Source organism: Dyadobacter fermentans DSM 18053, from assembly GCF_000023125.1.
In the GTDB taxonomy this organism is placed as follows: domain Bacteria; phylum Bacteroidota; class Bacteroidia; order Cytophagales; family Spirosomataceae; genus Dyadobacter; species Dyadobacter fermentans.
In genome coordinates, this window is the sequence record NC_013037.1 from 557,038 (window position 1) to 573,456 (window position 16,419).

17 protein-coding genes and 1 pseudogene are annotated in these 16,419 nt (G+C 50.3%); 7 read left to right on the forward strand and 11 right to left on the reverse strand.

Translation table 11 applies throughout. From position 1 onward, the window contains the following. Nucleotides 1-38 precede the first annotated feature (38 nt). Entirely contained in the window at nucleotides 39-2,225 is a 2,187-nt protein-coding gene (locus tag DFER_RS02460) for a hypothetical protein (RefSeq protein ID WP_012780114.1), read from the forward strand. Nucleotide 2,226: 1 nt separating this feature from the next. After that, nucleotides 2,227-2,976 (forward strand): hypothetical protein, encoded by a 750-nt coding sequence (locus DFER_RS02465; protein WP_012780115.1) that lies wholly within the window; start codon nucleotides 2,227-2,229, stop codon nucleotides 2,974-2,976. 2 nt (nucleotides 2,977-2,978) lie between these two features. Here DFER_RS02465 and DFER_RS28995 read toward each other — a convergent pair whose 3' ends face one another. Together DFER_RS28995 and DFER_RS02475 are read right to left on the reverse strand one after the other, a co-directional pair. Further along, nucleotides 2,979-3,425 (reverse strand): SRPBCC family protein, encoded by a 447-nt coding sequence (locus DFER_RS28995; protein WP_012780116.1) that lies wholly within the window; start codon nucleotides 3,423-3,425, stop codon nucleotides 2,979-2,981. Nucleotides 3,426-3,481: 56 nt separating this feature from the next. Beyond that, entirely contained in the window at nucleotides 3,482-4,504 is a 1,023-nt protein-coding gene (locus DFER_RS02475) for an LLM class flavin-dependent oxidoreductase (protein WP_012780117.1), read from the reverse strand. Between the two features lie 172 nt (nucleotides 4,505-4,676). Here DFER_RS02475 and DFER_RS02480 point away from each other — a divergent pair, with 172 nt between their 5' ends. After that, entirely contained in the window at nucleotides 4,677-5,225 is a 549-nt protein-coding gene (locus DFER_RS02480; RefSeq protein ID WP_012780118.1) for an alpha/beta hydrolase, read from the forward strand. 24 nt (nucleotides 5,226-5,249) lie between these two features. Here DFER_RS02480 and DFER_RS02485 read toward each other — a convergent pair whose 3' ends face one another. Then, entirely contained in the window at nucleotides 5,250-9,977 is a 4,728-nt protein-coding gene (locus tag DFER_RS02485; protein WP_012780119.1) for a BspA family leucine-rich repeat surface protein, read from the reverse strand. Nucleotides 9,978-10,271: 294 nt separating this feature from the next. Between DFER_RS02485 and DFER_RS02490 the strand changes: the two genes are divergently transcribed. The 3 genes from DFER_RS02490 (at nucleotide 10,272) to DFER_RS02500 (ending at nucleotide 11,759) form a co-directional block, all read left to right on the forward strand. Further along, nucleotides 10,272-10,640: a VOC family protein gene (locus tag DFER_RS02490; RefSeq protein ID WP_012780120.1), complete on the forward strand. Its 369-nt coding sequence runs from the start codon at nucleotides 10,272-10,274 to the stop codon at nucleotides 10,638-10,640. Between the two features lie 104 nt (nucleotides 10,641-10,744). Beyond that, the gene (locus tag DFER_RS02495) at nucleotides 10,745-11,092 is read left to right on the forward strand and encodes a class I SAM-dependent methyltransferase (protein WP_229206251.1); all 348 of its coding nucleotides are present in this window, start codon (nucleotides 10,745-10,747) and stop codon (nucleotides 11,090-11,092) included. 1 nt (nucleotide 11,093) lies between these two features. Beyond that, nucleotides 11,094-11,759: a DNA alkylation repair protein gene (locus DFER_RS02500; RefSeq protein WP_012780121.1), complete on the forward strand. Its 666-nt coding sequence runs from the start codon at nucleotides 11,094-11,096 to the stop codon at nucleotides 11,757-11,759. On the opposite strand, the gene DFER_RS30770 is transcribed toward DFER_RS02500, so the two are convergent. The 8 genes and pseudogenes from DFER_RS30770 to DFER_RS02525 all read right to left on the reverse strand — a co-directional run bounded on the left by DFER_RS30770 (nucleotide 11,708) and on the right by DFER_RS02525 (nucleotide 15,811). Beyond that, nucleotides 11,708-12,064: a hypothetical protein gene (locus DFER_RS30770; RefSeq protein WP_310586755.1), complete on the reverse strand. Its 357-nt coding sequence runs from the start codon at nucleotides 12,062-12,064 to the stop codon at nucleotides 11,708-11,710. The two genes, DFER_RS02500 and DFER_RS30770, sit on opposite strands and share 52 nt — an antisense overlap. Nucleotides 12,065-12,103: 39 nt before the next feature. Beyond that, nucleotides 12,104-12,202: pseudogene (locus DFER_RS30775) on the reverse strand (hypothetical protein); the annotation flags it as partial. Nucleotides 12,203-12,237: 35 nt separating this feature from the next. Next, complete coding sequence (locus DFER_RS30780; protein WP_310586756.1) at nucleotides 12,238-12,387, reverse strand: hypothetical protein; 150 nt, start codon at nucleotides 12,385-12,387, stop codon at nucleotides 12,238-12,240. Nucleotides 12,388-12,470: 83 nt separating this feature from the next. After that, the gene (locus DFER_RS02505) at nucleotides 12,471-13,370 is read right to left on the reverse strand and encodes a response regulator (RefSeq protein ID WP_012780122.1); all 900 of its coding nucleotides are present in this window, start codon (nucleotides 13,368-13,370) and stop codon (nucleotides 12,471-12,473) included. Between the two features lie 36 nt (nucleotides 13,371-13,406). Further along, complete coding sequence (locus DFER_RS02510) at nucleotides 13,407-13,916, reverse strand: hypothetical protein (RefSeq protein ID WP_143828634.1); 510 nt, start codon at nucleotides 13,914-13,916, stop codon at nucleotides 13,407-13,409. 57 nt (nucleotides 13,917-13,973) lie between these two features. Continuing rightward, nucleotides 13,974-14,201 carry a hypothetical protein gene (locus DFER_RS02515; protein WP_012780124.1) on the reverse strand — a complete coding sequence of 76 codons (228 nt, stop codon included), beginning with the start codon at nucleotides 14,199-14,201 and terminating at the stop codon, nucleotides 13,974-13,976. Then, nucleotides 14,198-15,256, reverse strand: coding sequence for an SDR family NAD(P)-dependent oxidoreductase (locus tag DFER_RS02520; RefSeq protein ID WP_222837299.1), 1,059 nt, complete (start codon nucleotides 15,254-15,256; stop codon nucleotides 14,198-14,200). The genes DFER_RS02515 and DFER_RS02520 overlap by 4 nt, the downstream gene beginning before the upstream one ends. Nucleotides 15,257-15,292: 36 nt before the next feature. After that, a complete protein-coding gene (locus DFER_RS02525; protein WP_012780126.1) occupies nucleotides 15,293-15,811 on the reverse strand; it encodes a DUF4142 domain-containing protein in 519 nt (172 codons plus the stop codon). Nucleotides 15,812-15,904: 93 nt separating this feature from the next. On the opposite strand from DFER_RS02525, the gene DFER_RS02530 reads away from it, so the two are divergent. Then, complete coding sequence (locus DFER_RS02530; RefSeq protein WP_187293420.1) at nucleotides 15,905-16,417, forward strand: hypothetical protein; 513 nt, start codon at nucleotides 15,905-15,907, stop codon at nucleotides 16,415-16,417. Nucleotides 16,418-16,419 lie beyond the last annotated feature (2 nt).

Below are 16,419 nucleotides of genomic sequence, written 5' to 3' on the forward strand. Positions count from 1 at the left end.
AGGGGCATCATCAGGTAAAACTCGTTTTCAAAAGCATTATGACCAATTTCCTTTATAATGTGATGATGAGGATCTTGAATAGATTCGGGATTCGTGTCGGCAGATCCTTTGCGCAGCAATTGTTCAGGTCATTCTGGACGGTAGCGCGGCATGTGATCCTGTTGTTCGTGCTGATTTTGGTGTATGCCATTATACTCTTTTCGAATCCTCAGGGAATCGACATCGTGAACGAGGTGATCAAGAACAGCCGCTACTGGGTGTGGACGATGCTTTCACTGTTCGCATTCAGTATGTCGCTATGGTTTTGTGCCACACTTCTCTTCCAGTTGAAGCAGATCTCGCATGACAGGGCATTCATCAAGGCAAATGCGGCGGGAATGATGTTTTGGCTTGTGGTGCTGCCTATATTTCTGAGTTCACTTCCTTTCGTTTTGCTGTTATTCAAGCCCGATCTTTATTCAGAAAATGCCTATCCCCTGATCATCGTTATAGGTTTCGTTTTGTTTGTTTTGCCACTTGTACTGACAGAATTCTTCCGTTTGTTAAAGCTGACGTTTCAGAATGTGAGGTGGTTCCACGGAATTTCAGCTCAAAAACAGACCTTAAAATCCCTGTTGTTCTTCCGGGGCACCAGGATGCTGTTTTACTTCTTCCTGGCCTACACCATCATTCTCTTTATTCTTTCGCTTACTTCGGTTGAGACGGGGTTTGCAGTCAAGGTCGGACCCATTGCGGTAATGGTTTTCGGGCTATCATTTTTAAGTATGGTCTTTTCAACGCTGATGTATTTCAATATACCTGGTCGGCGGCCATTCCTGCTCTACTGTGTTATTTTGATTGCAATTTTCAGTGCCATTAACGACAATTCGCATATTCGTACGCTGCCGAAAACGGTGGCGCGACCACCGCTGGAAAGCGATTTTGAGAAATGGGCTATCGAATTGCCAAACAAGGATAGTCTTATCTCTCTACCCGATACCATTTTAGCCCCGCCGGAAAGTAATGCAAGCAAAAAGCCGGAAAAGCAACCGATTCCCATTTTCTTCGTCGCTGCCGAAGGTGGCGGGATCCGGGCTTTATCGTGGACAGCTTTGGTTCTCGCTTCGCTCGAAAAAAAGTATCCGGGCATACACTGGCATATTTACGGGATCAGCGGTGCTTCGGGCGGGGGCGTCGGAGCTACTTTTTACATGTACTATCTGCACGATCAGCTCGCAGCAAAAACGGATCCTGTTTTGTATGAAGCGAGTTTCAGGAGGTCGATCCGCAACGACTTCTTGTCGGATGTGCTGGCTGCTTGTATGTTCCAGGACAATTTGCAGAACATTCTGCCCATAGGGGTTCCCAGCTTCGACCGGACGCGCCGGTTGGAGGATGCATGGAGTAAGGCATTCACGTACCATACCAATAGCGACAGCTTCGAAAGCGGATTCCTGAGCCTTTATGCAGACACCACATTGAGATTACCTCGGTTGTTTCTCAATGGTGTATTAGCGGAAACTGGTCAAAAAACGATCGTGACCTACCCGTTGCTGCATAGCGCGCCGGCACCTGACATAAATGAGCCGGATGTGCTGAAAGACGAGCTGGATGTGATCGCGTCGATCGGGAAGGACATTCCGGTCAAAACGGTAGCGTCCCTCTGCTCACGGTTTCCCTACATTACTTCCGGCGGCCTTATTTCTTCCAGCGGTGGTAAGAAAATAGGTCACGTGATCGATGGCGGCTACAAGGAAAATACCGGTTTGGAAACAGTATGGCAACTCCTTCTTCGACTCAAACCGGTGATTATTAAGGTGGAGAACTCTGCTTTGTTCAAGCAAAACGGCATTCGTTTGAAGCCCGTGGTGATATTTGTCAAAAACAGTCCTGCCACCGATGTACTGGACGAAAAAACGAAAATCGCGGGTATGTTGCACGAAATCTCCATGCCTATTATTGGGTTCATGAATGCGTCGGACCGGAAAACACCCACGATTGATGCACTGACAGAGAATGTGTTCAAATATTACAACGACAAAAACAGCGATTTACTGCCCTGCGAATACATACGGATAGATCTCGACCGCAGCAGCAAGCAAGGTTTTAATTTGCCGCTTGGATGGTATTTTTCCGACGGCTCATTCGCTTATGTGGATCAAAAGTTGAAAGAATCTTTTCAGGATTCCAGTGCTTTTTCCAAAAAAATCGGAGCGTATACTAAACAGATCTTTAAAATAAAATAAGATGGACGGACTACAATCTTTCCTGGAAATCGGTGCATTCATTATCGCTGCGCTCACGCTGTACAAAGCTATTTCGGAGTATAGCAAAAACAATGTTTTCAAGCGGGCGAGTGTGCTGGAAGAGCTGATCGTAAAGTTTAAAAAGCCGGAACTGTTTGCCGCAAAGCGCTTGCTTGATGATTTCCAGGAATATCACTACAAAGGAATGTCGAGCGGGGCGCAGTACGACCCTACCCAGGTGAGTGACCCTGTCATTTTCGTTCATGCCAACTACAAATCACAAAAATGTGTTGCCGAACGGATTGAAAAAGGAAAGGATATTTTCAGAATTTTTATTGATAAGGACCTGCCGATCGAAAAGACACCCGGGCCCGACACGTCGGTGTTTTATGCGAATCAAAATTTCCCGGGCGCGCACAAATATGTATTTATCAACCTGGCTTACCTGCTTAGAAACCACGAAAGTGACATTATTAACGACAATGAGATTTTTTTTCGTGATTCTTTCGACGAGTTGCTGGATTTTACACTGCTGCTGATATACTATCTTCGGAATGAGATCATTACTATCAGGGAGGTGCAAGCCCATTTTGCTTTCTATCTAAAAAAAGTAAAGCATTCGAAACCGGTTTTGCAGTACATCAGCATATACTATAACTCCGAGGATTTCGATTGGTTGTTCCGGCAGCTGCCGTCGAAGGCTGATTCGATCCTGTATACCGACTGGTCTTCCGACGAATTGGAGGAGTAAGATCATCCCCCCTCCGCCTGCCCCTTCATAATCCCCAGCGCCCTTTCCCAGCAATCCGAAATCTCATCATAAAATTCATCCTCTACATTCACCTGCACCTGCATCCGCACGCCGTTATCTTCCGGGGTTAGAAGATATTGTTCGAAAAATTCCTGGCTTTCGATGGCTTCGTCGCTGTCGTAATCTTCTTTTCCGTCGGTGAGGATGCCGATGTTCTGGATGAGGATTTTTTCGAACGGGCGGCTTTCGCGGATCACGGCGATCAGGCCTACATTGGAGTCGTCCGTGAAACGGGCTTTGCTTCCTTCCTGCCAGTCGGTCTGGGCGATGTTACCCTCGCCGAAAGCAGCGAGCCATTTTACATTATGTTCGTCCTCGGTGATGATCCGCCAGATTTGTTCGGCTGAGGCCTGGATGTGAATGTCTTTTTGAACCAGTTTCCGTGACATGGCAAAAGTGTTGGTTTAAAAAACGACCAAAAACTTTGTGCCGGGCTGAGCCCGGCTTAGCGCCAGCCCAGGCCCGGGGCCACGTATTTCAAAATAGAAGACAGCACATGAATGTTGTAATCGACACCGAGGGTGTTCGGAATGGTTAAAAGCAGCGTATCCGCTTCCTGGATGGCTTCGTCCTGAGCCAGCTCTTTCACGAGCTGATCCGGCTCGGCGGCGTAGCTCCGACCAAAAATGGCCCGTTTGCCCGGTTCGATCGTTCCGATTTTATCGGTTCTGCCGGCTTCCTGCCCGAAGAACCGATGGTCCTGGTCGGTCACCAATGCGAAAATAGACCGGCTCACCGAAACCCTCGGCTCACGCTGGTGACCCGCTTTTTTCCAGGCCTCCTTGTATAACCTGATCTGCTCGGCTTGCTGGACATGGAACGGCTTGCCGCCTTCATCGTTTTTAAGCGTCGAACTTTGCAGGTACATCCCGTTTTCAGCGGCCCAGACGGCCGTAGCGTTGGAGCCGGCGCCCCACCAAATGCGTTCGCGCAGTCCTTCCGAGTGAGGTTCGACGCGCAGCAGGCCAGGCGGGTTCGGAAACATGGGGTAGGGGTTCGGCTCGGCAAATCCCACGCCATTGAGCCTTTCCAGAAACTCCAGTGCCTTCCGTCGTCCCATATCCGCGTCGGTTTCGCCCTGCTCGGGCTCATACCCGAAATAGCGCCAGCCATCGATCACCTGCTCCGGCGACCCTCTGCTGATGCCGAGCTGCAATCGCCCTTCAGAGATCAGGTCGGCCGCGCCTGCGTCTTCCACCATGTACAGCGGATTTTCATAGCGCATGTCAATCACGCCCGTTCCGATTTCTATCTTGCTCGTTTTGGCACCGATAGCGGCCAGCAACGGAAACGGCGAAGCGAGCTGCGCAGCAAAGTGATGCACGCGGAAATACGCGCCGTCCAACCCGATTTCCTCGGCAGCCACAGCAAGGTCGATGGATTGAAGCAGCGTGTCGCTGGCGGTCCGGGCGTTGTAAGCCGGGTGGTTAGACCAATGCCCGAACGACAAAAAACCTATTTTTTTCATAAGCGGGATTCAGTGTGAGATGTAACTGTGGGGGTCAAAAATAGGAAAATTCTTCAATCCGCAAACTTGTCCCGATTAGCCCCGCAATCTGACCGGTTTCACCTGCACCGCATTCAACCCGACTGCGTACTTTTGGAAAGCAGACAAAACATTTCACAAAACTTCGGGTACGATGGAAAGGCAGATCATTTTCTTACAGGGAGGCGGTTCAAAAGAGGACTATGAGGCCGATCAGCCGTTGGTTGATTCGCTCCGGGAACACCTGGTGCCCGGATATGACATTCATTACCCATTGTTACCGGATGATGGCACTCCGGATCTCGGCAGGAGGAGCCAGATCGCCGCACATATAGCAGCCAGCAGCGATGGTGTACTATTGGTGGCACATTCATTCGGCGCGTCGATGCTGCTCGCTTGTCTGTCTGAAATAGAAATCCAACGGAAAATAGGTGGTATTTTCCTGATTTCCACCCCGTTCTGGGAAGGGAATGAGGATTGGGTTGAGCCATTCAAATTGCGTGCGGATTTTGCCGGCAAGCTGGACCGGACAATTCCCCTGTTTTTTTACCATTGTCTGGATGATGAGGAAGTTCCTGTCGAACAACTTTCGGTATACGAACAGGAACTTCCCTGGGCGACATTCCGGAAAATTCCAACCGGGGGACATCAGCTGAATAACGATCTGGGCATTGTAGCGCAAGATATTCTTGCACCCATTTGATAAGCGCGTTCGTGGGAAAAAAAACTACTTCCCCACGAACTTCCTGACTTCGAAAAGCAGGCCGTACTCGAAGCGCACCAGGTTGAGCCCGGTGGTGCTTCGGTCAAGCCTGAGTGTGTTTTTGCCTTTTTGCAAATAATATGTGCTTGTCGAGAGACTTTTCCCGCTTGCGTCCACTACGCTCACAGTCCACTGGCCGCTTTCGAGTGCATCGACGTCGATCGATACCTTCCCGCTGGCGGGGTTAGGGTAGAAGCTGCCCACGAATGCCTGCACCCCCGCATTTTTGATGGATATGATCCGGGAGTAGGCGAATGAGCCATCGAGATCGATCATTTTAAGGCGGTAATAGCTGGTGGAGCCGGTGGCGCGGTCTACGAAGCTGTATTCTGCAGGGACATTCGGAGTCGCAGCCAATTTGCCGGGGACCATTCCAATTGTTTCAAACCTTCTCGCATCGGCTGACCGCTGTATTTCAAAGTGATCAAAATCCACCTCACTGGCTGTCGTCCATTTCAAGACATGCTGGTTTTCACTGTTTTTTTGTCCTGAAAACGAAACCAGCGTAACCGGGAGGCCATCCGAGCATTCGGTGTCAGAAGCAGCGTCGTTGGAGATGCTCCACCCTTTGGCGGTAATCAGATTGTCACGGGCGCCTACCACGCTGGGGCTGTACGTTCTTCCAGTGGCGTCGAGGATAATTCCATGTGGCGTGTAAGGATTGTCGTTCCAGCCTTTCAGTGTTTGGGTGTATGCATAGCAGCTCATGCCGCTGTTGGTGAAAATCGAAGTTAATCCCACCGACCAGCCGAGCGTCCAATCCCCTAACGACTGGTTGAAAGCGCTGGCGCCATTGAACATATTTTCCATTGTCCATACCCAACCGATGTTCCAACCGCTGATATCCTGGTTAAATGCGCTTGCTCCATAAAACATATATTCCATTTGCTCCACATACTGCGTATTCCAGCCGCCGATGTCCTGGTTGAATGCGGTGGCGCCATCAAACATGTGTGCCATAGTACTCACACCGCCGACGTTCCAGGTGCCGATGGGTTGGTTAAAGGCAATGGCACCGGCAAACATATTGTCCATTTGCCACACCGATTCGGTATTCCACGTGCCGATGGGTTGATTAAATGCGCTGGCGCCGTTAAACATACCAGACATTAAATTCACTTTCTGAGTATTCCACGCACCGATGGGCTGGTTAAATGCACTTGCACCTTTGAATATATTATATATTAATGTCACATTCCCGGTATCCCAGGTGCCAATGGGCTGGTTAAATGCGCTTGCGTCTTCAAATGCAGAACTCATATCTGTTACTTGCCGGGTGTTCCAGTTACCAATCGGTTGGTTAAATGCGCTGGCGCCCTTGAATATGGCATTGATGTTGCCTGTATTTTGAATATTCCAGGTGTCAACGGGCTGGTTAAAAGCCCTCGCGTCCTGAAACATGCTCACCATGGTGCTTACATTGGCGGTGTTCCAGTTATTGATATTCTGGTTAAACGCGCTGGCTTCCTGGAACATGCCTTTCATATTGGTCACGCTGGTCGTGTTCCAGCTACCGATGTTGGCAGGGCCGTTCAGTACGGCGCAACCCCTGAAAGCCTGAGACATGTTCTGAACATTGGTTAAATCGGGGACGTCCGTCGCGCTGATTTGCAGGTTAGCACAGCCGTAGAAAGCGTTATTCATTGCATTCCACGCTGTTGTTCCCCAGTTCACGATATCTACCAGCCGGTTTTTGTCCTGACCATTATTGATATTTATCCTGCGAAAATTGGTGGGAAGGATGCTAAGTTCGATTGTGGCTCCTGCGGGTAAGCCCGTGATGGTTGCGTTGTAGGTGGTGAAAGTACCGGAACCGCTGGCGGAAGAGCCCGAAGAAATCTGTTTCCAGGTATAACTCACCGTCCCGGCAACGCCAATCTCAAAGCTGAGTTGAGTAGTGCCCGAGCCGCCGGTGCTCAGGTCCCATCTTGTGACGAAGGCGCCCGAACAATTGGTACCGGATGCGACATCGTCGGTGATGGTCCAGCCTTTGGTTGCGATCAGATAAGCCCGGGCATCTTCGGATTCTGTGCCGTAGGTTTTGTTCAATGCGCCAAGGTTGCGTCCATTGGGCGTAGCAGCATTGGCAGCCCAGCCTTTCAGCGTTTCGCCGTAGTTGATGCAATTCAAACCACTGTCATCAAGGAAATTTGCCAGGATCACCGCGGCATTCAGTTTCCAATTACCCAACGGTTGATTAAAAGCGGTGGCGCCTTTAAACATGGCAGTCATGTCTGTCACATTCCCGGTATTCCAGGCGCCCACAGATTGTTTGAAGCTTGCGGCATTTTCAAACATGGAATGCATATCCGTGACCTGTCCGGTATGCCATGTGCCGATGGGTTGGTCGAAAGCACCTGCCCGCTCAAACATCCTATCCATACGCCTCACATTCCCCGTGTTCCAGCCGGCAATGTTTTGATTAAAAGCGCTGGCTCCTTCAAACAGGCTGGACATATCCGTCACATTTGCCACATTCCAGCTGCCGATATTGCCCACGCTGTTTAGCGCGGCACATCCGCGAAACATCGAGGCCATGCTGGTAACCAAACTCAGATTAGGCAGATCGATGGCCGTGATCTGAAGGTTGGTACAGCCATCGAAAGCAGCATTCATAGAGGCCCACGCGGTGCTTCCCCAACTGCTTACAACTACCAAACGATCTTTATCCTGGCCATTGGCAATAGCGATACCCTGGAAATTAGCCGGGTTAATGCTGACCTTGATCATCGCGCCAGCAGGTAAACCGGTGATAATGGCCGTGCCGTTATCAAAAGTGCCGGAACCGGTGGCGGGAGTGCCGGAAGAGATTTCTGTCCAGGTGTACCCAACCGGTCCGCTGGTAATCACCCCGAAGCTGATCTGAGCGTCGCCCGAACCAGTTTTCGACAGGTCCCATTGCGTGATGAAATTTCCTGAACATTCGCTGCCCGATGCTCCGTCGCCATTGATCGTCCAGCCTTTGACGGTTACAAGCGCCTCCCGTGCGTTTTCCGCCTCAGTACCATAAGTACGGCCGACTGCGCCAAGGTTCCTTCCGGGAGGAGTAGCCGCGTTTGCCTCCCAGCCCTTCAATGTTTCGCCATAGTTCAAACAACTCAGGCCGCTGTTATTTAAAAAATTACTCAGATTCACCGACGCATCCAGTTCCCAACTGCCCAAAGACTGGTTAAAAGCAATGGCGTCCTGAAACATCCCGGTCATATCGGTGACGTTGGCCGTATTCCAATCACCGATGTCGGCAGGTCCCATGAGCGCACTGCATCCCCGGAACATGGCTGCCGAGCTGGTAACCGTACTCAAATCAGGCATGTCGGGGGCAGAGATTTGGAGGTTTGTACAGCCATAAAAAGCATTTTCCATGCTCGTCCAGCCCGCAGAGCCCCACCGCACGATGTCGTTCAGGCGCTGTTTATCGGGTCCATTGCCGATATTGATCCTTCGAAAATTGGCAGGATCGATCCTGAGCTCGATGGTGGCCCCTGCCGGAAGACCGGTAATCGTGGCCGTGCCGTCATTAAAAGTCCCCAGGCCGCTCGCGGGAGTGCCGGCACCGATTGCTGTCCAGGTGAAATTGACCGGTCCGCTGGTACTCACTCCAAAGCTAAGCTGCGTGCCGCCGGAGCCTGACCTGGCTAAATCCCACCGGGTTACGAACGGGCGGGCGCATTCACTGCCCGATGCCGCATCACCTCCGATCACCCATTTCTTCTCTTCAATCAGGAACTTCCGGGCGGCAATGGCATCCGCGCTGCCGTATGTTCGCCCGATGCCACTCAGCAAGGTTCCCTGGGGACTTGCAGGGTTTTGAGCCCAACCAATCAGTGTTTCACCGTAGTGGTAACAGTCCATGCCGCTGTTATCGAGCATCGACACTAAAAATGCGCTCCGGTTCAATTTCCAGGTGCCCAAAGTCTGATTAAACGACGTGGCATCTTTAAACATGTACGTCATTCTGAACACCGTACCTACATTCCAATTTCCAACCGGCTGGTTAAAAGCCGAGGCGCCGAAAAACAGCTCGGTAAGGTCGGTCACCTTTGATGTGTTCCAGGAGCCGATAGGCTGATTAAAAGCCCGGGCAAGAATGAACATCCCGGCTAGATTAGTGGCATTGGCCGTATTCCATGTGCCAATAGGCTGATTAAAAGCAGTGGCTTCACAAAAAACCGCACCCATATTGGTCACGTTTTGCGTATTCCATTCACCGATATTGGCCGGACCATTCAACAAGGAGCATCCCCTGAACATCCGGTACATATCTGTCACACCGCTCAAATCCGGCAGATCCGTTGCACTTATTTGCAGGTTAGCGCAACCATAAAAGGCCTGATTCATCGATGCCCAGGAGACGGTTCCCCATTGCACCACATCCAGCAACCTCTTTCGGTCCTGACCATTATTAATATGTATCCTTTTAAAGTGAGTCGGGGCGATGCTGAGTTCGATGGTCGCTCCGGCAGGTAAATCCGTGATGGTAGCAGTTGCGCCTTCAAATGCGCCCGAACCCGTGGCAGTACCCGGCGATACTTCTGTCCAGGTATAGTTCACCGGACCCGACGTGGCTACATTAAAACTAAGTTGCGTAGCACCCGAGCCGGAAACGGAGAGGTCCCATCGGGTAATAAATTCGTTTTGGGCGAGGGCAAGCTGGCCTAGCAACACCAGCAAAATCGTGTAAAGTGTTTTCATATTGTCGCGCTTTCTTTGTCTGTTCGCTACCGAGGGTTGTTTTGAGATTAGGTTTGTCAAAGCGCACAAAAGTATCTTCAGCGTCCTTGGGGCACTATCAGTTTTGATTCAAATCCAATCAATTTTGGATCAATCTTGTCCGATCCGCCCACTTCATTGTCCTTCTTGCCCAGCATGTTTCATTTTGCCTGATGTTAGCTTTGCGACTGACAAACGATCGGAAATGCTATCCAAATCAGGGCATTCAAGCCGGAAGGCGGATAGGAGTTTTACAGATAAAAACCTTACACTTAAATGGACATTAAATTTGAAGGCGGCATTAACATTGCCGTAAAAATCCCGAAGAGTAAATACGAAGCCACCGTGGCGTTCTACCGCGATATTCTCAAACTGGATGTTGAGGAGCGGCCGATCACAAACCCGACCGTATCGCGAACGCACCGGGTCAGCTTTGGCGGCAATGTCATGTGGCTGGATTGCGTAGATAACTATACGCATTCGGAAACATGGCTGGAACTGAATGTGGAGAATGTCCCGGCAGCGACGGAATATCTGAAATCACAAGGTATTTCGACCTGCGACGAGCTGGAAGAACTTCCCAGGGACATGCATTGGATTACCGATCCTGCGGGCTCAGTTTATATTGTCAAAAACCGGGATTAAGTTCCTGGCATTCTGAATAAACGGCTATGGCAACCAAACTCTAAGCGAGACTCCGGGAAATTGTAGACGCGCTGCCTCTAAGGGAAAACCTCAGAATACTGGAAATCGGCTGCGGTTCGGGAGCGGCTGCGCGTGAAGTTGCGAAACGGGTCCCGCAAGGCCGGGTGCTGGGAATCGACCGGTCGGCCAAAGCGATCGCACAGGCCGTTGAAAACAGCGCAACAGAAATCGCCAGCGGCGTACTCACATTCCGAACCGAAGCAATCGAGAATTTTGAGTTGCAAAAAGGCGAAGAACCGTTCGACCTTGCATTTGCCATCCGCGTGGGAGCCCTCGACGGTCGGCACCCGGAAATCGAGCAGCAGGCCATTGAAAATTTAAAAAAAGCGCTCAAACCAGGCGGAAAACTCTATATTGACGGGGGAATTCCATTGAAGCTGGTTCCGGTCTGACATGAGTAATCTGAATTCAAAAATGGGTCAAACGTTAAAAGCAGAAGGCATTCTCAATCAAATCCACCCTGATACGAAACTGGGCGACCTTCGAAAAATCGCCAAGGATATCGGGAAAGATCACGAGCTGGCCATGGAACTTTGGTCAAGCGGGAACTTCTTGCCCCGACAATTGGCGATTTTGATCATGGACAGCAAGCGCGTCTCGCAAAGTCTGGTCGACGAACTGGAGAAGGATATGCAAACTCATCCCATCGACGAGCGGAATCAGCTGATCGATTGGTTAATGGCTAATCAGTTGATGAAAGATAAGAAGACCATCGCTCTGGTTGAATCATGGGAAAACGCCGCATCGGCTTTACAAAGGCGCGTTTTTTGGTACCATCAGGGGCGCTTGCGTTGGATGGGTAAAATACCGCTGGATAACGCGGGGGAACTGCTTACCAAAATAGAAGCCGGTATTGTAAATGAGAAGCCAGAAGTACAATGGGCCATGAACTTTACCGCCGGCTGGATCGGCATTTACGAAAAGCAGCATCGCGACCGCTGCATCGCGCTGGGCGAAAAAACCGGCCTTTATAAAGGCGATAAAGTTTCGAAAGGTTGCACACCCGATTACCTGCCGGAGTTTATTGCGATTGAGAGTAGGAAACAGAATATGGGTTGAGGAAGGCGGAAGGTTATAGGCTGGCTATACTTGCCACGGAGCTCGGCAGGTATCTTTTCATTGAGCTGAGTAAAACCCTTTACATGCAACTCGTAAATAACGGTTTCATGATAGGGGCGGTCGATCCGCCGGTCATTTTCCCAGTCAAATGCTTCGTCTAAAACCACCGACTTTGGTATAAAGGGAGCTTTATCCTGTTCGTTAAAGCTCAAATCTTCACTTCGATCTCCTACTCGGTATCCAAATAAAGCATCGTCCCACTTCAAATCGCCACTCAGCGCTTTGGCGTAGGGATCGATCAGCAATTTGGCTGGGTTAAACCGGTGGCCGTCATCCGGACAGTATGGACCATAAACCCGGTAACCGTACAGCTGGCCAGGACGCAGGCCCGGCACATAGGTATGCCAGATATGGTGTGTGACTTCTTCAACCCTGATTTTAATAGACTGCTCCCCTTCAGCGGTAAAGAGACATAGCTCTACGCTTGTGCATTTTCTGTAAAGAGGGCGAAATTAACACCTTCTCCGTCCCAGCTCGCCCCAAGCGGGTACGGCTTTCCGGGTAGCGCTTTCAGGTCAGGTTGCTGATCCTGAGAAAAGTCAATTGCATTTTCGATATGTTGATCCATAGTTGTGCTAGTTCAAGTCGGACATTAACGTATGGCACAGTTAACAGCAAATGATCTGTTAGCTGCACGATGGGATAGCTTGACTAGGCCATCTGGTTGTTTGGCAGACGCACCGTTTGGCCCCATAAATCAAGCAAGTCTGCGAATAGGAGCGGCCAGTGGGTCAAATCGGTAGGTTTTGTTATCACTGCATTTGCCTGTATTGCATAGCAGGCGTCGATGTCCTGCTGATGATCGGAAAAGGTAAAAACGAAAACGGGCACCTGGGGCAGGTTATTCACAGAGATGAAGTACCGGATTGAGTCCAGAATACTGAGCCCATCTTTTTTGGTTGGCATGTATAGGTCTAAAAGTATCAACTTCGGGTAGGGGGCCAGGCGTTTGTAGCAACTATCCAGAAATTCCAGCGTACTGCTTTTGTCACGCAGCCTGATCAATTTCAAATGATGTTTCTTTTGCCTGATTGCCATGTCGATCAGGTTCCAGTGGTCTTCATTGTCTTCGATAACGATTAGGCTGGTTTCCTTTTCAGTTTCGGAAACTGACAAATTAGGAGGGGTACTATCGATATGATTCAGGAAACACAGGTTGACGGCCCTCGCGACCGCTCTGTAATGCCCGGAGGTAATTGGTTTGGGCATAAATGCATTAACTCCAAGCATGTAAGCTTGCTTAACCAAATCGTTATTACAAGCCGTCGATAACATGATTATTGGAAAACACCGCTGACTCGGTTTTTCTCTCAGTTGTGAAAGGGTTTCCAAGCCATTGATTCCGGGCATGTTCATGTCCAGGAGTATTAAATCCGGGAACTGGCCTGGCTGGCTGCTGAGTATGTTAAGCAGGTCAATCCCGCTTTGGATTTCAACAATCCGCACCGCCTTGATGACGCTGTGTATTGCCTCGGAAATCAGCAGCCTGTCATCGGGGTCATCATCAACCAGAAAGATTGTTTTGCTTAGTTGCATATCCTTCGTGTTCATAGTAGGAAATTACCCATTTCGGTTTTAAATGGGATTTTATGCCAATGAAGCGTGTTCAGGGAATTGGCGCAGAAAAAGCCGCTCGGCGAGTTCTTGCATAAACAGCTCGGTAGCGGTCTCATCTGACAATGCAGCGCCCAATATCCGTTTGTGGTGGTGCAGCTGCTGCGAATCAATAATGCTCAAAACCTGTTCATAGCAGTCGATCTTGCGTTGGATGATCTTTGTGATCAACCAGGTGTAGGTCAAATCGTTCGCCGCTGCCGTCTGTTTTCCGCACGCTACTGCATCAATATGCTGTTCGAACTCGTCGGCCGCAGTTTCTGAACTGGTGGCTGCTACCACTCCGAAACTCCCCATCAATTTTTGCTGGTGCTGCTCGGACAGGGCCAGCACATGGCCAAGCATACGGTAAAACTCTGCTGAGCTAACACATTTCATGATTTGCCGGGTTACCTTGCAAAAGTGTTCTTCGGCCTGCATTGTCCGGCCAAGACCCGTAGTAAGAATGTGATTGCCGGAAATTTGACTTGATATATTTTCCATAACTAAAGTTTGAATGAAAAAGGGGCAGCATATATAAATACCGTACCTACGACACTATCACTGTCGTTCGTCGGTGTTGGTGGTGTCCCTGCCTGGCAATGTCAACTTTTGCTCGTCACTATTTTCAATGTCCTTTCTGGTGCTTACCGGGCTGGTGTCTTTTCCCACTACCGCTGTGTCAATCGGGGTTCCGGTGTCGGACGCTTCTTTCACGTTGTCATTTTTGGTGCATGCGGAAAACAGCAATGCTGCTAAAATCGATGCTATAATTGGCTTTGCTTTCATTGCTCTATTCGTTTATTTGAATCCTTTCTCCCTTTTTGTTCTTTTTTTTCGGCTTTCATTCTCTGACGCACGCCGTCGTCGATGCCCTGCCCCTCAGGCATCGGCAACATTACAGAACCTTTTGTAGGCGGTGCTGGCGGTGCAGTCTTGATTTGATAGCGGTAGGCGATATTGGCCGAAATCCGCTCGGTCAGATGGGGCATTAACCGGTGTGAGATATACGATGCCCGTGCTTTCCAGCCGACGGGCAATTCACGCCGGCGGTGAAGGGAGGAAAAAATGATCGCATTCACCACTTTCTCAGGCCCGTCCATAGCAGCCATCCGTGGCGTGCCGCCGCTGTAATTGGCCGCATGGCGCCAGAATGGTGTATCCACCGCCCACGGCATGATCGTAACCACCTTTATCTTTTTAAGATGCCCGCTGAGCCGTAGTTCCTGGTGTAGCACATTGCCTAGCGCCCTGACAGCCGCCTTGGTGGAGCCATAGGTTGCATGGTATGCCAAAGGCACAGCGCTTTCGACCGAGCCGGTGTTGATCAGCTTACCATAACCCTGCTTTTTAAACAGTTTCAGGGCGGCCTGGCTTCCGTATACGACCCCTTTGAGGTTGACATCGATCAGTTTTGAATATTCATCGAGAGGAATGTCCTCAAATCCGCCGATAGCCCCTACACCCGCATTGTTGATCCAAACATCAGCTTTACCGAACACTTTGACGGTCGTGTCAGCCAGGCGTTCGACGTCTTGCTGCCTGCCCACATCGGTTAGCACCACAATGGCCTGTCCACCTGCTTTACGGACATCGGCTGCGACGGATTCGAGCACTTCACCCCGGCGTGCGGCGAGCACCACATTTGCGTGGTACTCGCCGAGCCGCAATGCTACGCCCCGTCCAAAGCCGCTTGAAGCGCCGGTTACTACAAAGGTCTTGCCCTGGACTTTTCGCCGGTCCGATTTACTGAGCTGTTTGGTGGCACATCCAGTGAGCAGCAGGCTCGTGAGTGCGGATATCGCAAACATGCTTAGCAACGGAAAGCTCTGACGGTAATTCATAAGCTTCATGTTATTATTAAACAAAAAGAGGCTGGATTACCAGAGCCATTCTTTTAGCCTGATCGCTTCCTCTAAATGGTGATGCAGCACCGGAAGCTTGCCTGCCGCGAAAGACTTGACCTCCGGATCGTGTCCTAATGTGGTTTCCAGGTTGAATTGATCGATCGTTTCCACGTGTGAGATAACCATCATGGCCATGTAGACCGAATCGAATCTCATTCCTGTGAGCATGGCCAGGCTGTCAAGTTTCATTTGCTTTGCCGCAGAGACGTTTTCCGGCAATGTGACCATTTTCTTTTCAGCGAGCGATTTCAGTTCCACAGTAGCCATGCTGTGATCGGTGACCATATGGTGGCCGTAATGCCGGACTGAGTCGGCAGCGGCCTTGCCCGACGCCAGCTCGCCGGCCTTGATCTCAAACAGGTTGGCATCTGCGGCTTTCATCATAAAGTCGCGGTCTGTTTGGTTAAGCATCCCGTCACTGTCATGGTCAGTGCAGGAGCTAGCGACGAAGAAAAGACTTACAATGCCCAGTGGAAGTAACAGCTTTTTCATAAAGGATTGATTTGTTTAATTTGGAAATGGACACGATCAGTTGAGAATTGCCCGGCGCAGGTAATGCAGAGTAGGGCGTTCTCAATAGATCCGGTGCGCTACATAAAAAGTGTGCCTGCTCGTTACGCCCCGCTTGCGCTTGATAACCGGGTATTTGCTGTCCGGCCGGTTTGCGATCACATCGCTTATGGCATAATTTTTAACAGTGGCCCCCGCTTTGACGATTATCCATACAAACTTTCAAAGGAAATGAAAATGAAAAAGCTAGTCATGGCCGCCGTAGCCTTTGCGATCACCGTATCGGCCACTTTCGCCCAGTCAACAACCAATTCAACAAATCCCAACATTCAACCAGAGGATACAGTCAAACAAAACCCGGCCAGCGACAGAAGCACTGGGGGGCCGCGCAATACAAGTGATGGCGCCAGGCACACACGGCAAGGGAAGCCTGATAGGGCAAGTCCGGCGGGAAGGGCAACCAACGCGGGCAGACGAACCAATGCAAACAACGAATCCAAAGTCAGCAAAGGCGGAAAAGTCAATCAGGCCGCAAAGTCTAATAATGCGACCGGAAAGCCCGGACAGGCGGCTAAAAAGGATGATTGATA